The sequence below is a fragment of the Amycolatopsis sp. NBC_00348 genome (assembly GCF_036114655.1).
Classification (GTDB): Bacteria; Actinomycetota; Actinomycetes; order Mycobacteriales; family Pseudonocardiaceae; genus Amycolatopsis.
This window is the reverse complement of record NZ_CP107994.1, coordinates 2,975,066-2,995,790: the sequence shown is the minus strand read 5'-3', so window position 1 is coordinate 2,995,790 and position 20,725 is coordinate 2,975,066. Positions and strand designations below refer to the sequence as shown.

Genomic DNA, 20,725 nt, shown 5'->3' with positions numbered 1-20,725 from the left:
TACCGGCTCTTATGGCCGGTAAGGAGGCCTTCGCGGCGTTTCAGGCCCGGCGGTAGACGCTCGCGTCGTCGATGTCGGCGTGTGAACGGTCCTTCAGCCAGATCACGCACACCACCGAGACGATCGCCGACAGCACGATGTAACCCGAGATCGAGTACGGCGTCCCGGTCTGGTGCAGCAGCCACGTCGCCAGAAGCGGCGCCGGCCCGCCCGCGAACACCGACGCCAGCTGGTAGCCCAGGCCCGCGCCGCCGTAACGCAGGTGCGTCGGGAAGCTCTCGCCGATGAGTGCGGCCTGCGGGCCGTACTGCAGGGCGTGCGGGATGAACGACACGACGACGATCACGAACACCAGAGCGTGCCCGCCGCTGGTCAGGATCGCGAAGTAGGGGAACGCGATCAGCCCGGTGAGCACCACCCCGGTCAGGTAGACCTTCTTGCGGCCGTACCGGTCGGACAGCTGCGAGAACAACGGGATCATCAGCAGCTCCAGCGCGGCGCCGACGAGCACCGCGTTGAGCACGAACGTCTTGCTGAAGTCGTGGCGCGCCACGACGTAGATCAGCACGTAGCTGGTGAACAGGTAGAACGGCATCTGCTCGCTGAAGCGCACCCCGGACGAGAGCAGGATCTCGCGCCAGTGCTGGCGGATCGCGTCGAGCACCGGCGTCTTCGCGGTCTCGCCCTTCTCGATGAGCTTGGCGAACATCGGCGTCTCGAGGATCTTCAGCCGGATCACCAGGCCGATCGCGACCAGGATCAGGCTGGCCAGGAACGGCAGCCGCCAGCCCCAGGAGTCGAAGGACGCGGGGGAGAGCGTCGCCGAGAGCAGCGTCATGCCGCCGGTGCCGAGCACCAGCCCGACCGGCACGCCGATCTGCGCGAAACTGCCGAGCAGCCCGCGTTTCTTCTGGTCGCCCCACTCCATCGCGAGCAGCACCGAGCCGCTCCACTCGCCGCCGATCGCGATGCCCTGGACCAGCCGCAGCAGCACCAGGATCAGGGGTGCCGCGAACCCGATCGCCGCCGTCCCGGGCAGCAGCCCGACCACGCCGGAGGAGATGCCCATCAGCAGCAACGTGACGATCAGCGTCGTCTTGCGCCCGATCCGGTCACCCCAGTGCCCGAAGATCGCGGCCCCGACCGGGCGGGCCGCGAAGCCGACCGCGTAGGTCGCGAACGACTGCATCGCCCCGGCGTAGGCGCTCGACGCGGGGAAGAACAGGTGCGGGAAAACCAGGGCGGCCGCGGTGTTGTAGAGGAAGAAGTCGTACCACTCGATGGTCGTGCCGATCGAGCTCGCCAGCGCCGCACGCCGTACTTGCACCCGCCCTGACTTGCTGTCCGGCTCCACCTTGTGAGTGATTCCATTGTCTCCGAGGACCATCTATCAACACCTCCGGTGACCGACGTCACACAACAGTGTGACGGTCCTCGACGAATTCGGCGATCGATGACCGAGAAGTTGTTCAAGCCGTGAAGGACTCCCGGCGCGCGCGAAAACCTCGCGCGGGGTCGATGCCGCGCCGGTTACCTTCACCTCATGGCGCGCCGGGTTATGTACCTCCAGCTCAAGACGGGTTACGACACCGATCGCGGCCCGTCGTGGATTGCGTGGGTCCGGTTCTCCAAGACCTGGCAGACGGCCTACGTCCACGGCCGCACCCTGCGGCGCTGGTGGGGCCTGTCCTCCGCCAACTTCGTCGACGTCGACAGCGGCGAAGAGTTCTGGCTGTCCGGGCCGAAGCGCGATCGGACCGACGGTCGCTACGGCCCCGGCTCGCCGGCGGTCGACGCTGACGCGGCCGGTCCGTACGAGGCGTTCCTCGGTGGGGTGCCGCTGCCGGGCCGGGAGCGCGGCTGAAACTTGCCGAATCGGCAGGTTTGCAGATTCGGCAAGTTTCTGTACCTTGGAGTCATGGACCTCGACACCGGCGGCCTCCGTGAGCGCAAGAAGCAGGAGACGCGCGTCGCGCTGAGCTGGGCGGCCATCCGGCTCACCGTCGAACGGGGGCTGGACAACGTCCGGGTCGAGGACATCGCCGCCGCGGCCGGGGTGTCCACCCGGACCTTCAGCAACTACTTCGGCAGCAAGGGCGAGGCCATCGCGGCCCGGCAGTACGACCGGTCGCGGGCCATCGCGGCCGCGCTGCGCGAGCGGCCGGCCGGGGAGCCGCTCTGGGAGGCCGTCACCCACGCCGTGCTGACCGGGTTCGCGCTCGGCGAGCAGGGGCAGGGACGCGCGCCGGACCAGGCGTGGATCGAGGGCGTCCGGCTGATGGTCGCCGAGCCCGCGCTGCAGGGCGAGATGCACAAGGCGGTGACCGCGGGGGAGGCCGAGTTCGCCCTCGCCGTCGCCGAACGCACCGGCACCGATGCCGCCACGGACGTCTACCCGCAGCTGGTGGCGGCCGTGGTCGGGGCCGCGCACCACGTCGTGATCCAGCAGTGGCTCGGCACCGACCCGCCGCCGTCGATGGAAGCCCTGCTGCGGGACGTGTTCGGCCGGCTCGCCGCCGGCCTGCCCGAACCGCGCTGACCTATCGCACCACCTGGGGCGCCCGGCACCCGCCGGGCGAGTTCGTCATGCCCTTTTCTTTCCACTGCAAGGAGCTTCGCCATGGAAGACGTCGTCATCGCCGGAGCCGGACCCAACGGCCTCATGCTCGCCTGCGAGCTGGCCCTGGCCGGAGTCCACCCGATCGTCCTCGAGGCACTGCCCGAACCGAGCCCGACGCCCCGCGCGAACGGGCTCGTCGGCCAGGTCGTGCGCCTGCTCGACCGCCGCGGCCTGCACGAGCGGCTGGCCGGCCCGATCGGCCCGCCCGTGCCCGCCTTCGTGTTCGGCGCCCTGCGGCTCGACCTCACCCTCGCCGAGCCCAACCCGCTGAACATCCTCCCCGTCCCGCAGCGGCGGATCGAAGCCGCACTCGGTGAGCGCGCGGCCGAACTCGGCGTCGAGATCCGCCGAGGCCACGCCTTGACCGGCCTGACCCAGGACGACGAGCAGGTCACCGTCGAGGTCGCCGGCCCGGACGGGCCCTACGCGCTGACCACGCGGTACGTCGTCGGCGCGGACGGCGGCAAGAGCGTCACCCGCAAGCTCGCCGGGATCGGGTTCCCCGGCGTCACCGACGATCGCACGATCTCCTACAGCGCGAGCGCCACCGTGCCCGCGGACATGATCGACGCCGCGACCGGCGGCCTGCGCGTGCCGGGTCACGGCGTGATCCCGCCGCTGTTCCACTACCGCACCGAACACGGGCTCTTCGTCTACGCGCCGCTGGCCGCGGGCACGGGCGTCACCGCCATCGAGTGGGGCGACGACGCCGAGGACGACGAGGACCGCCCGGTGACCCTCGACGAGGTGCGCGCGAGCGTCCACCGGGTTCTCGGCTTCGACCTGCCGATCGGCCCGCCCGACGGCGACGGCCCGCACCTGCTGCGCCGGCTGAAGGGCCGCAACACCCGGCTCGCCGACCGGTTCCGCGCCGGTCGTGTACTGCTGGTCGGCGACGCGGCGCACGTCCACTCCGCGATCGGCGGGCCCGGGCTCAACCTCGGTCTGCAGGACGCGGTCAACCTCGGCTGGAAGCTCGCCGCCGAGATCGGCGGCCGGGCGCCGGCCGGGCTGCTCGACACCTACGAGGCCGAACGCCGCCCGGTCGCGGAGCGGGTCGTCATGCACTCCCAGGCCCAGTCGGCGCTGATCGCGCCGGGCAGTGACGTCACGGCGCTGCGGGAGCTGTTCGGCGAGCTGCTGCGGCAGCCGAGCACCGTGCAGCACATCGCGGACCTGATGTCCGGCGCCGACATCCGCTACGAGCCGGGCACCGCCCACCCGCTCGACGGCCGCTGGGCCCCGGATCTGGTGCTGGCAAACGGGATCCGCCTCGCCGAGCTGACCAGGACGGCCCGGCCGCTGCTGCTCGACCTGACCCCGGCGGCCTCGCTCGGTGACGAGGTGACCGGCTGGGCCGGCCGCGTCGACGTCGTCACCGGGAAGGCCGGCCAGGAGGCGACCGCGATGCTGATCCGGCCCGACGGGTACGTCGCCTGGGCGACGAGCGCGACGGATCCCGACGACACCGATCGGAAGGCCCTTCGGGCGGCTTTGGAGCGGTGGTTCGGCAGCCCGGTTGACATGTAGGATATCTCCTACGTATTGTCGGGCGCATGCCGGTCAACGACGACGTCTTCGCCGCACTGGCCAGCCCCGCCCGGCGGGAGGTGCTGCGGCTGCTGCTCGACGGCCCGATGGCCGCGGGCGCGATCGCCGAGCGGTTCGAGATGGCCCGGCCCAGCCTCTCGGAACACCTGCGGGTGCTCCGGGAGGCCGGCCTGGTCGACGAACAGCGCCACGGCCGCAACCGCGTCTACCGGCTGGAAGCGGCCCCGCTCGAAGAGGTCGCGGACTGGCTCACCCCGTACGAACGCTTCTGGCGCGGCAAACTCGCCAACCTGCGTGACCTGCTCGACCGGGAAGAGGACCTGTGACCGACGACGACCCGACCGCGATCCACGTCGACCAGTTCTTGGCCCACCCGGCCCGCAAGGTGTGGCGCGCGCTCACCGAACCGGACCTGCTCGAACGCTGGATCAGCATGCCCAACGACATCAAACCCGTGGTGGGGCATCGGTTCCAGCTGCTGGCCGAGCCGGTGCCCGCGGCCGGGTTCGCCGGCGGGCCGGTGGCCTGCGAGGTGCTCGAAGTCGAGCCCGAGCGCAAGCTCAGCATCCGCTGGGGTCCGCAGTGGACGGTCACCTGGCGCCTCGAACCCGAAGGCACCGGCACCCGGCTCTTCCTCAGCCACGAGGGGTTCGACCCCGACGACGAGTTCCAGCGGATGTCCCGGCGGATCATGGGCGGCGGCTGGCGCTCCCACGTGCCGCGGGCCCTGGCCCGGCTGCTGGACACGCTGACCGACGAGGCACAGCTACCATCGGGTGGTGACCCCCGCCGCCGCTGATCCCACCGAGTCGAAGCCGCTGCGAGCCGACGCCCGGCGCAACCGGGCCCGCGTGCTGGAAGCCGCCGAGAGCGTCTTCGCCACCAAGGGCACCGGGGCACCCACCGAAGAGGTCGCGCGCGCCGCGGGGGTCGGCATCGGCACCGTCTTCCGGCACTTCCCGACAAAGGAAGCCCTCCTCGAAGCGGTGCTCTACGCGCGGCTGCAGCGATTCGTCGACGAGGCCGAATCCGTCGTCGCGGCGGAGTCCGGCGACCCGGGTGGCGCGTTCTTCGCGTTCCTGACCAGCTGGATCGAGATGTCGAGCGCCAAGAACGCCTACTTCGAAGCACTCACCGCGGCCGGCGTCACCGTGCCGAAGACGGAGTCCGACATCGGCGCGCGGCTGATCGAGTCGCTCGGCGTGCTGCTCTCGCGGGCACAGGGTGTCGGCGCGGTCCGCGACGACCTCGTCGTCGGCGAGCTGATCACGGTGATCATCGGCACCGCGCGGGCCGCCGAGTACGCCGGCCCGGACGCGCGCCTGCGCGACCGGGCCGTGGCGATCCTCTTCGACGGCCTCCGCCCCCGCGCGTCAGCGGGGGAGCGCGGCTGAGCCGATCGGCTCCAGCGTGGGCCGCTTCGCGGTCATCGTGTCCCCGGACGACTCACCGCGCAGCCGGCGCCGCACCCACGGCACGGCGTGCTCCTGGGCCCACCGGAGGTTCCGGCTGCGGCGCTCGGCGGGGCTGAGCACCTCGCGCGGGCCCAGCACGGCCGCGGTGAGCGGGTGCGTCACGCCGAGGGCGTCGAGCACCGCGATGGCGACCTCGGTGTGGCCGAAAGCGTTGAGGTGCAAGCGATCCGGCGCCCAGCGCCGCCGGTCGCGCAGCTGCCGCATGCCCCACATGTCCACCAGCAGCGCGTCGTGGCGGGCCGCGATACCGCGGACGTGCTCGTTGTAGATCGCGACCCGGCCGCGGATCGTGCGGAACAGCGGGTCCTCGACGCCGTCGACCCCGGTGAACAGCACCAGCCGGGCCCCGGTCGCGCGAATCCGGGCGACGGCGGTCTCGTAGGCGTCCATCAGCGCGTCGATGTCGACCTTGGGCCGCATCAGGTCGTTGCCGCCCGCGTAGAGCGTCACGAGGTCGGGCGCCATGGCCAGGGCCGGCTCGAGCTGCTCGGCGAGCACCTGCCCCATCAGCTTGCCGCGGATGGCGAGGTTGGCGTACCGGAAGCCCGGCTCGTGGGCCGCGAGCTCCTCGGCGGTGCGGTCGGCCCAGCCGCGCACACCGTTGGGAGCGGCCGGATCGTCGTCCCCGACGCCTTCGGTGAACGAGTCCCCCAGTGCTACTAAGCGCTTGCTCATGAGATCCAGTCTAGGCAGCGACGCCGATCACCCGGAGACCCGGTTCCGCTCCGGCGTGGTACGAGACGTCCTTCCTGATGGTCCTCGCCTGTCGCGCGGAACTAGGCCGTGAGCTGCCGGGCGCGGTGGTCGGCGACGTGGACGCGGGTCGCGCAGCGGGTCGAGCAGAAGCGGCGGCGGCCGTTGCGCGAGGTGTCGACGTACGCCGTTTCGCAGCCGTCGCGGCCGCAGATGCCGAGCCGGTCCGGCGCTTCGCAGACCAGGTGGGCCAGGCCGCCGGAGGTGTAGGCGCGGACGCGGCCGACCGGGCCGGCGTCCTCCTCGGAGTAGTGCAGGTGGGGCGGCTTGCCGTCGTGGCTGGTGATGTACGGCCGGCACGCCGACTCCGTGAGCAGCGCGTTGACGAGGTCGACGCGCTCGGCCGGCGTCGCGGCGAACACCGGCCGCAGCCGGGCGGCCCAGGCGCCGATGCGCGCGGCCTCGTCGCCGGTCAGCGCGGCGATGGACATGCCGTTGCCGGCCATCGCGTCGAACAGCTCGCTGGCCGACCCCGCGTTGACCAGGTCGGCGGCGACCTGTGCGGCCGGTCCGCCGTAAGGGTTGAAGTGCACTGAGTCATTACAGCACGATCGGGGGTATGGACACCACCCGCTGCCCCCGCTGCGGCTGGCCGCTCGCCGAACTGCCCGCGGCCCAGCCCGTTTCCCACCGGCTCGAGTACGTGCGCTGCGTCTGCGGCAGCTGGCTCGCGCGCCTCGACGGCGAAGTCGTCGGCGCGACGAAAGGGCAGCTGACCCGGTGAGTCAGAGGTCGAGCACGCCCGCCGCGTTGTCGTCCCACTGGTCGACCCGGCGGATGTACTCGTACAGCGCGCGGCTGCCGCGCACCCACCGGCCCTGGTCGGCGATCGCGAGGTCGTCGGCCCCGGCGCGGCGGGCCTCCGTGGCGAACCCGGACCGCAGGGAGTGCCCGGTCACCGGGTACGGCAGCCCGGCGCGGACGCCGGCCCGGGTGAGGATCTGGTTGACGCCGGTCGTGCTCAGCGCCGGCACGCCGACGTTGCCGTGCCGGTCGACCCGGCGGAACGCGGGCCCGTCGCCGATCCCGGCGCCCGAGCGCCACGCGTGCCACGCCCGGACCGGGTCGGTGTCCGGGCTCTCCCGCCGCGGCACGACCATGTCACCGGTGCTCTTGCCGTGCCGCACGGTGATCGCCAGGCCCCGGTCGTCGACCGGCTCGACGTCGGTGACCAGCAGATTCGCCAGATCCGAGCACCGCGCGGCGATCGGGAACCCGATCAGCAGCATCGCCCGGTCGCGCGCGCCGGCGAGGGTGTCCGGGCAGGCCCGCGACATCGCCCGCAGGTCGGGGAGGGTGACCATGGTGGCCTTGCCGCGACCGAGCTTGACGCCTTCGCGCGCGAGCCGCTGCCGGTAGCCCTTCAACGCCCGCCAGGCCGCCCGGCTCGCCTCGGTGTCGATGACGACCTTGTGGTGCCGCAGCCCGGCGAGCGCGCCGGTGAGCCGCCGTTCGATCGTCGACGGCGCCGCCGGGGCGGCCCGCTCCGGCACCTCGGGTACGACACGTTCGTCCGGGCGCAGCGTCCGCCCGCGTTCGAGCCACACGACGAACCCGGTCAGCGCGCCGATCGACGCCGACAGCGGCGGGATCCCGGCCTCGGCGGTGTAGTCCTGCCACACCTGCCAGTCCTGCGCGTAGGCCTTGAGCGTGTTCGGCGGCCGTTGCCCGTCGACGTGCCGCGTGGCGGCCTCGTCCAGCAGCGCGAGCCGGTCCGCCGGACTCGCGGCGGCCAGGGCCGCGTCGGTCACCGGTTCCAGGTCGCCAGGCACCCGCCGAGGTTACGGGATGTCGATCTCCGCGGGCCGGAGCCCGCGCGGGTCGTCGTGCCATGATCCTGCCGTGACACACTACCTGCTCAGCATCTACCAGCCCGACGGCCCGACCCCGCCGCCGGACGTGCTCGCCGAGGTCACCGGGAAGCTCGACGCGCTCAACGCCGACCTCAAGACCGCCGGGGCCTGGGTGTTCGCCGGGGGACTGCACCCGCCGTCGAACGCCACCGTGGTGCGGGCCGGGGACCCGCTCCGCACCGACGGGCCCTTCGCCGAAGGCCGCGAACACCTCGGCGGGTTCACCATCATCACCGCGCCCGACCTCGACGCCGCCCTGGCGTGGGGCCGCCGGCTCGCCGACGCCGTCGCGCCGCTGCCGGTCGAGGTGCGGCCCTTCGCCGACGGCACATGAGCGTCGAACGCGTCTTCGCCGCCGAGTACGGGCGAGCGGTGTCCGTGCTGGTGCGGGTCTTCGGGAACATCGACATCGCCGAGGAAGCCGTCCAGGACGCGTTCGCCGAAGCCGTCCGGCGGTGGCCGGAGTCCGGGCAGCCACCCAGCCCGGCCGGCTGGATCATCACCACCGCCCGCAACCGGGCCGTCGACCGGCTGCGCCGCGAGTCCGCGCGCGAGGACAAACACGCCCAGGCCGCGCTGCTGCACGCCGAGACCGAGTCCGTCGTAGAGGGCGCCGTGCCCGACGACCGGCTCCGGCTGATCTTCACCTGCTGCCACCCCGCGCTGGCCCCCGCCGCCCAGGTCGCGCTCACCCTGCGGCTGCTCGGCGGCCTGACCACCGCCGAGATCGCGAGCGCGTTCCTGGTCGGCGAGGCCACGATGGCCCAGCGCATCGTCCGCGCGAAGAACAAGATCCGCGACGCCGGCATCCCGTACCGCGTCCCCCAGGACACCGACCTGCCCGACCGGCTGGCGGCAGTGCTGGCCGTGCTCTACCTGATCTTCACCGAGGGCTACACCGCCAGCGCCGGCGCCGACCTGGTCCGCGAAGACCTGTGCCGTGAGGCGATCCGCCTCACCCGGGTCCTCACCGGCCTGCTGCCGGACGAACCCGAGGTCTGGGGCCTGCTCGCGCTGATGCTGCTCGTCGACTCCCGGCGCGGCGCCCGCACCACCGCCGACGGCGACCTCGTCCTCCTGGCCGATCAGGACCGCGCCCGCTGGGACGCGGGCCTGATCGCCGAGGGCCAGGGGATCGTCCGCCGCTGCCTGCGGCGGAACCAGCCGGGCCCGTACCAGATCCAGGCGGCGATCAACGCCGTCCACAGCGACGCCCCCACCGACTGGGCGCAGGTCAAGCAGCTCTACGACCAGCTCCTCGCGCTCACCCCGACTCCGGTGGTGGCGCTGAACCGGGCGATCGCCGTCGCCGAGGTCGAGGGGCCCGCCGCCGGGCTCATCCTGGTCGAGGACCTCGACCTCGGCGGATTCCCGCTCTACCACGCGATCCGAGCGGACCTGCTCGAGCGCCTCGGGCGCCGGCAGGACGCGGTCACGGCGTACACGACGGCGATCGAGCTGACCGGCAACGCCGCGGAAAGAGCGTTGCTGGAACGAAAACTCGCCGCGTGCGGCTAGCGTGTCACCAGCTCCAGCCACGTTCGGCCGGCGGCGTCCAGACGTTCGCCTTCTGCAGGTACGGGAAGACCTCGCCCATCAGCCGGATCTGCTCGGCGTCGTACATCACCGGCAGGAACATGAACCCGCGGACGCCGGTCTCGTGGTGCAGGTCCAGCAGCTGCTCGGCGACCGTCTCCGGCGAGCCGACCAGCACCTTGCTGCCGCACGCGAGACCGATCGTGCGGGCGATGTCGTCGAACTCGCCCTCGTAGTTCTCCTGGTAGGTCTCGCTGCCGCCCATCAGTTCCGTCGCGATGTCGCGGGCGGCGCCCATGTCGAGCGAGTCGCGGACCCACTCGAACTTCTCCTGGGCCTCGGCGTCGGTCCGGCCGAGCAGCACGCCGACCGCGCCGGCCATGTTGACGTCCAGCGGTGACCGCCCGGCCGCTTCGGTGCGCTCGGCGAGCGAGTCGACGGTCTTGCGGACCTTCGAGTAGTCGTCGGGCAGCGGGGTGAACGCGAAGTCGCAGGTGCCCGCGATCAGCTCCTGCCCGGCGGCCGAGACGCCGGCGTTGAACAGGCACGGCCACGGTTGCTGCTCGATGTGCGGGCCGATCAGGCTGCCGCGCAGGTCGTGGTACTCGCCGTGGAACTCGACGTGCTCACCGCGCGCGGCCCACAGCGTCTTGACCGCTTCGACGGCTTCGGTGGTGATCTTGTAGCGCAGGTCGTGGTCGGTGTCGGTGGGCGCGCCGAGGAGCTCGGCCTCCGGCGTCTTCCAGCCGGGCACGATGTTCCAGCCCCAGCGGCCGCCGCTGAGCGCGTCCAGGTTGGCGCCGAGGCGGGCGATGACGCCGGGGGAGAGGTAGCGGGTGTGCATGGTGGTGACGACGCCGATGTGCTGCGTTGCGGCCATCACGACGGGTGCGTAGATCGGCGCCGAGATGTGCGGCTGCGCGTGCCCGATGCGCGCGCTGTTCTCGCCGTGGGTGATGTAGCCGTCGGCGAAGAAGACGTAGTCCATGCCGATGTCCTCGACCCGGCGGGCCAGGTCCATCTGCGTGGCGGGGTCGAGGGCGTCCGGGTTGCGGTCGGCGACCGCCTTGGACGTCGCGGTGGGGGTCGGCGAGCTGAGCCACATGAAACCGAATCGCAGCTGCCCGTCGGGGAGGCGGTCCTTCGTGGTGCCACGGGACATGCGCATCTCCTATCGGATAGTCGTTCTTCTTTCAGGTCAACGGGAAACGCCGAAAATCACTTGGCGTGTTCGAGATCCGCGCGCAGGTATTCGGCGGTGTAGGACTTCTTGTCCTTGAGTAGCTTCTCCGGCGTGCCTTCGAACAGCACCCGGCCACCGTGGCGGCCGGCCTCCGGGCCCAGGTCGATCACCCAGTCCGCGTGCTTGACGACGTCGAGGTCGTGCTCGATCACCACGACCGTGTTGCCGCCGTCCACCAAGCGGTCGAGCAGGTCCAGCAGGTGCCCGATATCGGCCATGTGCAGCCCGGTGGTCGGTTCGTCGAACAGGTAGACGTTGCCGGTCTCGCGCAGCCGGTGCGCGAGCTTGACCCGCTGCCGCTCACCGCCGGACAACGTCGAGAGCGGCTGGCCCAGCGTCAGGTACGACAGCCCGACCTCGGTCAGCAGTTCCAGCTTCTTCGTGATCGGCTCTTCGGTGAAGTAGCCGAGGGCTTCCTCGACGGTCAGCGCGAGCACGTCGACGATGTTCTTGCCCCGCAACGTCTTGTCCAGCACCTCGGGGCGGTAGCGCCGGCCGTCGCAGGCCTCGCAGACGGTCGTCACCGGGTCCATGTAGGCCAGGTCGGTCTCGATGACCCCGCGGCCCTTGCACTCCGGGCAGCCGCCCTCGGAGTTGAAGCTGAACAGCCCCGGCTGCGCGTTGTTGGCCTCGGCGAACAGCTTGCGGATCACGTCCATGACGTCGAGGTAGGTCGCCGGCGTCGACCGCGTCGAAACCCCGATGGCCGACTGGTCGATCATCACCGCGTCCGGGTGCTGCCGGCGGAACGAGCCCGAGATCAGCGTGCTCTTGCCCGAGCCCGCCACCCCGGTGACCACGGTGAGGACGCCGGTGGGGACGTCGACCGACACGTCGTGCAGGTTGTGCAGGTCGGCTTTCTCGATCGGCAGCTGCCCGGTCGGCTCGCGGAAGCCCTCCTTGAGCCCCGGGATGTGCGTCAGGCACTTGCCGGTGAGCGTCGAGGAGCGGCGGAGCTGCTTGACCGTGCCCTCGAACACGACCTCACCGCCGTGCGTGCCCGCGCCGGGGCCCATGTCGACGACGTGGTCGGCGATGTCGATGACGTCGCGGTCGTGCTCGACGACCAGCACCGTGTTGCCCTTGTCCCGCAGCGCGCACAGCAGCTCGTTGAGCCGGTGCACGTCGCGGGGGTGCAGCCCGACGCTCGGCTCGTCGAAGACGTAGGTGAGGTCGGTGAGGCTGCTGCCCAGGTGCTTGACCGTCTTGAGCCGCTGGCCCTCACCGCCCGAGAGCGTCGAGGTCTCCCGGTCGAGGCTGAGGTAACCCAGCCCGATCGACTCGACGCGTTCCAGCGCCGCGAGCGCGCCCGCGAGCACCGACTTCGCCGCCGGGATGTCGATCGCCTTCAGCTCGGCGATCAGCTCGCTGACCTCCAGCGCGCAGTGGTCGGCGATGTTCTTGCCGCTGATCTTCGACGCCAGCGCAGCCTGGTTCAGCCGGCCGCCCTTGCAGACGGCGCACGGGCCGGCGGCGACGATCTTCTCCACCTCGCGGCGGTCGCGCTCCTTGAGCGTGTCGAGGCCGTTCTTGAGGTATCGCCGGTTGAGCTTGACGACGACACCCTCGTACTCGTTCGAGTAGTTCTGCCGTTTGCCCGAGCGGTCCACCCGGAAGCCACCGCCGTGCAGCAGCAGCTCCCATTCCTTCTTCGTGAACTTCTTCAGCGGTTTGTCCGGATCGAACAGTCCGGACTGCGCGTAGAGCTGCCACATGTAGGTGCCGATCGCGAACAGCGGGGAGTCCAGCGCGCCCTCGTTGAGCGTCTTGTCGCGGTCGATCAGCAGGTCCAGGTCCAGCTTGGTGGTCTTGCCCAGGCCCTGGCACTCCTCGCACATGCCCTGCGGGTCGTTGAACGAGTACAGGTTCGACGACCCCGCGCTCGGCTTCCCGTAGCGGGAGAACAGCACACGCAGCATCGCGTGGATCTCGCTCATCGTGCCGACCGTGGAGCGGGCGTTGCCGCCGATCGGCTTCTGGTCCACCACGATCGCCGTCGACAGGTTCGACATCCGTTCCGCGCGCGGGCGTTCGTGCTTGGGCAGCCGGTTGCGGATGAACCAGCTGAAGGTCTCGCTGAGCTGGCGCTGGGACTCGACCGCGATCGTGTCGAACACGATCGACGATTTCCCCGAGCCCGATACGCCGGTGAACACGGTGATCTCGCCCTTGGGGATGCAGAGCGAGACGTTCTTCAGGTTGTTCTCACACGCACCTTCGAGCACGATGTGGCCGCCGGTGCGGCGGGTCTGCCGGTTCGCCATGACCTGCGCCTCCTCGTCCCGGGGCCGAAGCCACGCGACCCGGTGGTCGATCGGACGATTGATTGCCTTCGGGCAATCACTTTACCATCCCGAGTCCGTCACGGCCGGGTGACGGACCGGCGGCAGGTGTATCGCGAGCGCCGTATGGCCTGTGCGCGAACGGAAGATGATATCCTCGGGCTTTCCGATTGCGGTGCGCTTTCCCTCGAAAGCGGAGGTGGGTTATGACCAAGTTCCACGGTTCCCCGACCGCTCCGCCGGGCCCGCCCGGCGAACTCGAGAACGCGTTGTCGTACATGCAATGCGTGCTGGTGGCGCGGCGTACGCGCGCGACGCCGGAGAAGATCACCTGGTCGCAGTACGACGTGCTCGAAACCCTGCGGATCCACGGCCCGCTGACGCCGTCGGCGATCGGCGAGTCCCTGGGCATCTCGCGCCAGAGCACGTCCAAGGTGCTGCGCGTGCTCAAGGACCAGTTCCTGATCGAGCAGGCCTCCCGCGGCACCGACCGGCGCGAGCAGACGACCTCGCTGACCGCCGAGGGCGAAGAGTTCCTCATGCGGGCCGCTCAGGGCCGCCGCGAGACGGCCAAGGTCGCCGGCGTGGCGCTCACATCGGGCGAAGCGCAGCTCTTCGCCGAGCTCTGCCAGAAGGTCGCCGACGCACTGCACTCCACACCCCAGCCTTTCCCGCTTCGCGACGTCTGATCCGCGCGGTCACGCCTGGCCCCCAGACGCTCACGTCCCGTTACGGTTTCCCCGGCCGTGACCGGCTCAAACGCGCTCGCGCCGACGTCACCCCTTGTGCACGCCGGCGCCCGCGTGGCGCCTCTCCGCCGATCGGACCAGTGCGCACCGCTGACCGTCGGCAATCCACATCGGATTCCCGCGCCCGGGTTGCCGTGACCGCAATGGCCGGTACCGTACGCGCGCGAATTCGCGGCGATAAACAATTTCTCGGGTAATCGTTTTCAGGCGATAAAGGCAACGCTGGGTCATTGATATTGCCCGCGGTTGACAGGCTTCCGGGCCGTTTGCATACTGGTTGCTGAAAAGAAATCATCTCGCCTGAATTGATCATTAGTGCCGCTTCCTTGCGGTAAAGGCGATCGCCATCGGCACCGAACAGGGGGATCCATGCCCGTCGACGGGAACCCGGCCGTGCCCGAGCTTGTGCTGCCACGGCTGTTCGAACGCGCCGCCGCGCTGCGTCCACATCGGACGGCGCTGAGCGGTGACGGCCCCGAAGTGTCCTATGCGGACCTCAACGCCCGCGCCAACCGGCTGGCCCGGACGCTGCGCCTGACGCAGGTGCGTGACGGCGCCCCGGCCGGCCTCTACCTGGACCGCTCGGCCGACCTCGTCGTCGCGCTGCTCGCGGTGCTCAAGGCGGGCGGCTGCGTCGTCCCGCTCAACCCGGCCTACCCGGCCAAGATGATCCGCCACATCGTCGAGGAGACCGGCCTGCGCACGGTGGTCCACCAAGGACAGCCGTCGCTGGCGGAGGCGGACCTGCCGGTCCGGCAGGCGCACGTCGCCGACCTGATGAAGGAAAGCGCGTCCCAGGAGGACCACAACCTCGACCAGGCGCCGGCCGCCGAAGACGACGCGTTCGTCCTGTTCACCTCCGGCTCCACCGGCCGGCCCAAGGGCGTCCGGCTCGCCCACCGCGGCCTCGCCCGGCTCGCGGTCGCGGACCCGAAGCTGACGATCACGCCGGACGACTGCCTGGTGCAGCTGGCCGCGTTCTCGTTCGCCGCGTCCGGCAACGAGTTCTGGCTGACCCTGCTCAACGGCGCCGAGCTCGTCCTGCTGCCGCCCGGCCTGCCGTCGCTGTCCGACCTGCGTGACGTGATCACCAAGCACGGCGTGAGCGTGCTGAGCCTGCCTTGTGGACTGTTCAACCTCTTGGTCGACAACGAACTCGACGCCCTGCGGCAGCTGCGCGTGATCATGGTCAGCGGCGACTTCCCGTCCCCGGCGCACCTGGCGACCGCGGCCGAGCACACCACCGCCGCGATCTTCAACGGCTACGGCTGCACCGAGAACTCCGCGATCTCCTCGCTGTACCCGATCACGCCGGCGGTCCGCGACCTCGACCGGGTGCCGGTCGGCAAGCCGCTGACCGGCGTCACGATGGACGTGCTCGACCAGGACCTCAAGCCGTGCCCGCCCGGCGACGTCGGCGAGCTGTGCATCGGCGGCACCGGCGTCGCCAACGGCTACCTGAACCTGCCGGAGGCTCAGGCCGAGAAGTTCGTCGACGGCGGCACCCGCTACCGCACCGGCGACCTCGCCCGGCTCACCCCGGACGGCGACGTCGTCCTGGTCGGCCGGTCCGACAGTCTCGTGAAGATCCGCGGGTTCCGTGTCGAAACCAGCGCCGTGGAACTCGCCCTGAAGTCCTTCGACGACGTCGAGCACGCCGTGGTCAAGGCGTTCGGGAACGAAGCGAACGAAAAGAGCCTCGTCGCGTTCTACACGACGTGGAGCGGGCAGGAAATCGGCACCGGCGAACTGATCGCGCAGCTCGCCGATTCCCTGCCGGAGTACATGATCCCGTCGGACTTCCGCCGGCTCGACGCGATGCCGGCGAACCTCAACGGAAAGATCGACCGGGCCGCACTGCACGACCCGCGCGCCCGTTCGTCGGAAGATCCCCGAGCAGAAAAGGAGCAACGCATGTCGAACCCTCTCGAAACGGTCATTCTCCAGATGTGGCGCGACATCATCGGCAGTGACGACTATTCGGTCACCGACCCGTTCGTCGGGCACGGCGGCAATTCCCTGCACTTCGTGAAGTTCGCTTCCGGCCTGCAGTCGGTCTTCGCGGTCGAGGTCCGGCCCGAGGACGTCTTCCGGCACGGCACCGTCCGCAAGCTTGCCGAGCACGTCGAGTCCCTGCGGGCCGGCGCCGCCGCCAGGTGAGCGGCAGACCGAACCGACGCACGGGGGGCCGCGATGATCGGAGAGGTACTGACACCATGGAGAACCCACTCGAGTCGGTGATCCGCCGGGCCCGTTCCGGCGTCACCGCCGACGGTGTGGCCGGTCACGAGCAGTTCGCCGGGCTGCTCGGTGCGCTGCTGGGGATCACTCTGGGGGCCGAGGACGTCCGGCGCCACGAGGACCCCGCGGACCTGGCCCGGCACATCGACGACCTGCGCGGCGGCCCGCCCGGCCTCACCGCGAGCCACGACAGCGGCCCGGCCCCCGCCTCCTACGGCCAGCGCGGCATCTGGTTCATCGACCAGTACTCGCCGCGGCCGGCGGCCTACAACGCGCCGTTCGTGTTCACCGTCAAGACCCCGCTGGACACCGCCGTGCTGCAGGAGAGCCTGCGGGCCGTGCTGGCCCGGCACGAGATCCTGCGCACGACGTTCACCGCCGACGGCGGCGAGGTCTTCCAGCAGGTCAACCCCGACCCGGCCGCCGACTTCTCGACCGTCGAATTGAGTGTCGAGCGGCCGCTGGACGACGTCGTCGCCGAGGTCGTCGACACCGAGTTCGACCTGGGGAACGGCCCGCTGGTCAAGGTGGTCTGCGCGGCCGAGCCGGACGGGCCGACGCACGTCGTCTGCAGCATCCACCACATCGTCTTCGACGCGGCCTCGGCCGGGGTGTTCCTCACCGAGTGGTTCACCCGCTACCACGCCGCGCTCGCCGGGGACCCGTTCGACGAGGGCCCGGACCGGCCGCAGTACCGCGACTTCGCCCGCCGGCAGCGGGAGACCGTCCGCGACGACAAGCTGGCCGACCTGCTGGGGTACTGGGAAGAGCGGCTCGCCGGGCCGCTGCCGCTGCTGGACCTGCCGACGGACCGGCCGCGGCCGCTGGAGCAGTCGCACCGCGGCGACATCGTCCGGTTCGACCTCCCGCCGGAGCTGACCGAGCGGGTCCGCGCCCTGGCCGCCGACGAAGGCGTCACACTGTTCATGCTGCTGGAAGCCGCGTACGCGGCGTTCCTGCACCGGCACACGCGCCAGGACGACGTCCTGATCGGCAGCCCGGTCTCGCTGCGGGACCTGCCCGAGACGGCCGGGATGCTCGGCTACTTCGTCAACATGGTCGTCTTCCGCCACGGCGTGCGCGGTGACCAGCCGCTGCGGGAGCTGTACGCGCAGGCCGGCACCGAGATCACCGAAGCCCTGCGGCACAAGGACGCGCCGTTCGAGAAGGTCATCGAGCGCGTCAACCCGCCCCGCAGCCCGAGCCACGCACCGGTCTTCCAGACCATGTTCGTGCTGCCGGACTCCGACTGGGCGGCCCTCGACCGGCTCGGCCTGGACGCCGACCTCGACCTCTACGTCAGCCGCAGCTCGAAGTACGACCTCTCGTTGATCGTCGAGCAGGACGGCACGGCGCTGCGCGGGGTGTTCGAGTACGACACGGCGTTGTTCGACCGCGAGACCGTCGAGGAGTTCGGCGACCGGTACGTCCGGCTTCTCGAAGCGCTCGTCGCGAACCCGGGCGGCACCGTCGGTGAGCTGGGGCTGTTGTCGGACGCGCAGGAGCAGGAGGTGCTCGCGTGGTGCGCGCCGCCGGTGGAGGACACCACCCGCCGTCCGGTCGCGGAGCTGTTCGAGACGCAGGCCGCGGTCACCCCGGACGCGCCCGCGCTGGAACACGGCGACCGCGTCCTGACCTACCGCGAGCTCAACGGCCGCGCCAACCGGCTGGCCCGTGACCTGCGGGCGAAGGGCGTCGGACGCGGTGACCGCGTCGGCATCCACGTGCCGCGGTCGCCGGACATGGTCGTCGCGCTGCTGGGTGTCCTGAAGGCGGGCGCGGCGTACGTGCCGGTCGACCCGTCGTACCCGGCCGAGCGGATCGAGTACATGCTCGAGGACTCCGGCGTCGCGCTGGTGCTGGAGTCGGCGGACGCGGAAGCCACCGACGAGACCGATCTGGGGCGGCTGAAGACCGGCGACGACGAGATCTACGTCATCTACACCTCCGGTTCGACCGGGCGTCCCAAGGGCGTCGTGCTCACCGAAGCGACGGTGACCAACCTCGTCGAGTACCAACGCCGGACGTCGCCGATCGGCGCGACCGGGCGGACGTTGCAGTACATGACCTTGTCGTTCGACGTCTCGGTGATGGAGATCCTGGGGACGCTCTGCGCCGGTGGCACGCTCGTGCTGATCGACGAGGACCTGCAGAAGGACCTGCACCGGCTCAGTGGCTTCCTGCGTGACCACCGGATCTCCCGGACCTACCTGCCGTACGTCGCGGTGCAGCAGCTGGCCGCGGTCGCCGAGGACAAGCCGTTCCCGGACCTGGTGGAGGTCGCCTCCGTCGGCGAACAGCTGGTGATCACCCCGCAGATCCGTGCGTTCTTCGCGCGGCGGCCGGAAATCCGGTTCCTGAACATGTACGGGCCGTCCGAGACGCACCTGGCGTCCGCGCACGAGCTGAGCGGCGACCCGGCCGGCTGGCCGGAGGCGCCGTCGATCGGCGGCCCGATCGGGGGCCTGTCGATGCTGGCCCTCGACGACGGCGGCCGGCTCGTCCCGCCCGGGGTGCCGGGGGAGCTGTACCTCGGCGGCGACCTGGTCTCGCCGGGCTACCACGGGCTGCCCGAGCAGACCCGTGAACGGTTCGTGGAGACGCCGTTCGGGCGCCTCTACCGCACCGGCGACCTGGTCCGCTACGACCGGCACGGCGAGTTCGACTACCTCGGGCGCGCCGACACCCAGATCAAGATCCGCGGCTACCGCGTCGAACCGGCCGAGGTCGAAGCGGCGTTGAACGAGCTGCCCGAGGTCAGCGCGTCCGCGGTGGCCCCGGTGACGTTCGGCGCCGGCGACCGCCGCCTGATCGGCTACCTCGTCACCGAACGGGAGCCCGACCCGGTGCGGGTGCGGGCCGCGCTGTCCGGGACGCTGCCGGACTACCTGGTGCCGTCCCACTTCGTGCGGCTCGCCGCGCTGCCGATCGCGCCCAGCGGCAAGATCGACCGCAAGGCACTGCCGGACCTGTTCGACCCGGGCACGACGACCGCGTCGCGGCCACCGGAGACGCCGACCGAGCAGGCCATCGCCGAAGCGTGGACCGACCTGCTGGGCACCGGCGGGGTCGGCCTGGACGAGGACTTCTTCGCCGCGGGCGGCCACTCGATCCTCGCCACCGAGCTGATGTACCGGCTGCGCAAGCGGTTCGACGTCGACGTGCCGCTGCGGGTGCTGTTCGACAACCCGACCGTCGGCGGGATGGCCGCGCGCATCGACGCGCTGCGCTCCGGCGAGGACACCGGCGACCGCGTCGACCTGCGGGCCGACGTCCGGCTGCCGGACCACGTGCGCGTCGCCGAGGGTGCGCCGATGGCCACCGCCGAGGACGTCCTGCTCACCGGCGCGACCGGGTTCCTGGGGATCCACCTGCTGCGCGAGCTGCTCACCGAGACCACCGACCGGGTCCACTGCCTGGTCCGGGCCGCCGACGCCGACGCCGCGTGGGACCGGATCGCCGCGACGGCCGACCGCTACGGCATCGGGAAGTCCCTCGATCGCGACCGCGTCACCGCCGTCCCCGGCGACCTCGCCGCCGAGCGGCTGGGACTGTCCGAAGCGGACTACGACGACCTCGCCCACCGCGTGGGGACCATCCACCACACGGCGGCGCACATCAACTTCGTCGCGCCGTACGCCTCGGTCAAACAGGCCAATGTGGACGGCCTGGCCCGGATCGTCGAGTTCGCCGCGTCCGGGCCGGTCAAGCCGGTGCACTACACCTCCACGGTGGCGGTGTTCTCGCCGAAGCCGCGGTCCGAGGCGATCACCGAGGACGACGTCCCGGACGATTCCGACGACCTCACGATCGGCTACACCCAGAGCAAGTGGGTCGCCGAGGAGGTCGCGCGGCTGGCCCGTGACCGCGGGGTGCCGGTGACGATCTACCGCATCGGCCGGATCGCCGGCGACAGCGAAACGGGGGCGCTGCAGTCCGAGGACTTCCTCTGGCGGCAGGTCAAGAGCTTCCTCGCCCTCGGCGTCGTCCCGCCGCCCGAGGAGCACGACACCGACCTCCTGCCGGTCGACTTCGTCGGCCGCGCGCTGGTCCGGCTGGCGAAGGCCCGTCCGGCGGAGAACGGCACCTGGCACCTGTTCAACCCCGGCATCAAGACCTTCGACGTCGTTTACGAAGCCATTCGCGAGCTGGGTTACCCGCTGCGCGAAATCCCGGTCGAGGAATGGCGCGCGGCGCTGGCCGACCGGGACAACCCGTTGTCCGCGATGGCCCCGCTCTACCAGGAAGGGGCCCTCGACATCGGCGACAACGTCTACGGCAACGAGCGCACCGGGCGCGAGCTCGCCCGGCTGGGCCTGTGCTGGCCGGAGATCACCCCGGCCGTGTTCACGAAAATGATCGGCTATTTCCGTGAAACGGGCGAATTCACCGGCTGACGCCGATTCGTCCCCGTGCTCCCGA

General features: G+C 71.0%; 18 protein-coding genes. 12 read left to right on the top strand and 6 right to left on the bottom strand.

The genetic code is table 11. The features are described 5' to 3' along the window. Nucleotides 1–40 precede the first annotated feature (40 nt). The gene (locus tag OHS58_RS13200) at nt 41–1,387 is read right to left on the bottom strand and encodes an MFS transporter (RefSeq protein WP_326949586.1); all 1,347 of its coding nucleotides are present in this window, start codon (nt 1,385–1,387) and stop codon (nt 41–43) included. 156 nt (nt 1,388–1,543) lie between these two features. Between OHS58_RS13200 and OHS58_RS13195 the strand changes: the two genes are divergently transcribed. The 6 genes from OHS58_RS13195 to OHS58_RS13170 all read left to right on the top strand — a co-directional run bounded on the left by OHS58_RS13195 (nt 1,544) and on the right by OHS58_RS13170 (nt 5,565). Then, nucleotides 1,544–1,864, top strand: coding sequence for a hypothetical protein (locus OHS58_RS13195; RefSeq protein ID WP_326949587.1), 321 nt, complete (start codon nt 1,544–1,546; stop codon nt 1,862–1,864). Nucleotides 1,865–1,918: 54 nt separating this feature from the next. Continuing rightward, nucleotides 1,919–2,539, top strand: coding sequence for an acyl-CoA-like ligand-binding transcription factor (locus OHS58_RS13190; protein ID WP_326953318.1), 621 nt, complete (start codon nt 1,919–1,921; stop codon nt 2,537–2,539). 81 nt (nt 2,540–2,620) lie between these two features. Next, entirely contained in the window at nt 2,621–4,150 is a 1,530-nt protein-coding gene (locus OHS58_RS13185) for an FAD-dependent monooxygenase (RefSeq protein WP_328648401.1), read from the top strand. 26 nt (nt 4,151–4,176) lie between these two features. Beyond that, entirely contained in the window at nt 4,177–4,497 is a 321-nt protein-coding gene (locus tag OHS58_RS13180) for a metalloregulator ArsR/SmtB family transcription factor (protein ID WP_326953316.1), read from the top strand. Continuing rightward, complete coding sequence (locus OHS58_RS13175; protein ID WP_326949590.1) at nt 4,494–4,970, top strand: SRPBCC family protein; 477 nt, start codon at nt 4,494–4,496, stop codon at nt 4,968–4,970. Before OHS58_RS13180 ends, OHS58_RS13175 begins: the two co-directional genes overlap by 4 nt. Continuing rightward, on the top strand, nt 4,951–5,565 hold the full coding sequence (locus tag OHS58_RS13170) for a TetR/AcrR family transcriptional regulator (protein ID WP_328648400.1): 615 nt from the start codon (nt 4,951–4,953) through the stop codon (nt 5,563–5,565). Before OHS58_RS13175 ends, OHS58_RS13170 begins: the two co-directional genes overlap by 20 nt. Here the strand turns inward: OHS58_RS13170 and OHS58_RS13165 are convergent. Then, nucleotides 5,545–6,321: an SGNH/GDSL hydrolase family protein gene (locus OHS58_RS13165; protein ID WP_326949592.1), complete on the bottom strand. Its 777-nt coding sequence runs from the start codon at nt 6,319–6,321 to the stop codon at nt 5,545–5,547. The genes OHS58_RS13170 and OHS58_RS13165 overlap by 21 nt on opposite strands. A 101-nt stretch (nt 6,322–6,422) precedes the next feature. Continuing rightward, on the bottom strand, nt 6,423–6,932 hold the full coding sequence (locus OHS58_RS13160) for a CGNR zinc finger domain-containing protein (RefSeq protein WP_328648399.1): 510 nt from the start codon (nt 6,930–6,932) through the stop codon (nt 6,423–6,425). 26 nt (nt 6,933–6,958) lie between these two features. On the opposite strand from OHS58_RS13160, the gene OHS58_RS13155 reads away from it, so the two are divergent. Further along, nucleotides 6,959–7,123 carry a hypothetical protein gene (locus OHS58_RS13155; protein ID WP_328648398.1) on the top strand — a complete coding sequence of 55 codons (165 nt, stop codon included), beginning with the start codon at nt 6,959–6,961 and terminating at the stop codon, nt 7,121–7,123. A 1-nt stretch (nt 7,124) separates the two neighbouring features. Here OHS58_RS13155 and OHS58_RS13150 read toward each other — a convergent pair whose 3' ends face one another. Further along, a complete protein-coding gene (locus OHS58_RS13150) occupies nt 7,125–8,171 on the bottom strand; it encodes a site-specific integrase (protein ID WP_328648397.1) in 1,047 nt (348 codons plus the stop codon). A gap of 70 nt (nt 8,172–8,241) precedes the next feature. Here OHS58_RS13150 and OHS58_RS13145 point away from each other — a divergent pair, with 70 nt between their 5' ends. Both OHS58_RS13145 and OHS58_RS13140 read left to right on the top strand, forming a co-directional pair. Next, nucleotides 8,242–8,586: a YciI family protein gene (locus OHS58_RS13145; protein ID WP_328648396.1), complete on the top strand. Its 345-nt coding sequence runs from the start codon at nt 8,242–8,244 to the stop codon at nt 8,584–8,586. Beyond that, on the top strand, nt 8,583–9,770 hold the full coding sequence (locus tag OHS58_RS13140; RefSeq protein WP_328648395.1) for an RNA polymerase sigma factor: 1,188 nt from the start codon (nt 8,583–8,585) through the stop codon (nt 9,768–9,770). The genes OHS58_RS13145 and OHS58_RS13140 overlap by 4 nt, the downstream gene beginning before the upstream one ends. Nucleotides 9,771–9,774: 4 nt before the next feature. Here OHS58_RS13140 and OHS58_RS13135 read toward each other — a convergent pair whose 3' ends face one another. Together OHS58_RS13135 and OHS58_RS13130 are read right to left on the bottom strand one after the other, a co-directional pair. Continuing rightward, nucleotides 9,775–10,950 carry an LLM class flavin-dependent oxidoreductase gene (locus OHS58_RS13135; protein WP_326949596.1) on the bottom strand — a complete coding sequence of 392 codons (1,176 nt, stop codon included), beginning with the start codon at nt 10,948–10,950 and terminating at the stop codon, nt 9,775–9,777. 56 nt (nt 10,951–11,006) lie between these two features. After that, a complete protein-coding gene (locus OHS58_RS13130; protein ID WP_328648394.1) occupies nt 11,007–13,295 on the bottom strand; it encodes an excinuclease ABC subunit UvrA in 2,289 nt (762 codons plus the stop codon). Between the two features lie 224 nt (nt 13,296–13,519). Here OHS58_RS13130 and OHS58_RS13125 point away from each other — a divergent pair, with 224 nt between their 5' ends. The 3 genes from OHS58_RS13125 to OHS58_RS13115 all read left to right on the top strand — a co-directional run bounded on the left by OHS58_RS13125 (nt 13,520) and on the right by OHS58_RS13115 (nt 20,700). Continuing rightward, complete coding sequence (locus OHS58_RS13125) at nt 13,520–14,002, top strand: MarR family winged helix-turn-helix transcriptional regulator (protein ID WP_247051767.1); 483 nt, start codon at nt 13,520–13,522, stop codon at nt 14,000–14,002. Nucleotides 14,003–14,431: 429 nt separating this feature from the next. Continuing rightward, complete coding sequence (locus OHS58_RS13120) at nt 14,432–16,222, top strand: non-ribosomal peptide synthetase (RefSeq protein ID WP_328648393.1); 1,791 nt, start codon at nt 14,432–14,434, stop codon at nt 16,220–16,222. Nucleotides 16,223–16,278: 56 nt separating this feature from the next. Continuing rightward, nucleotides 16,279–20,700 (top strand): non-ribosomal peptide synthetase family protein, encoded by a 4,422-nt coding sequence (locus OHS58_RS13115; protein WP_328648392.1) that lies wholly within the window; start codon nt 16,279–16,281, stop codon nt 20,698–20,700. Nucleotides 20,701–20,725 lie beyond the last annotated feature (25 nt).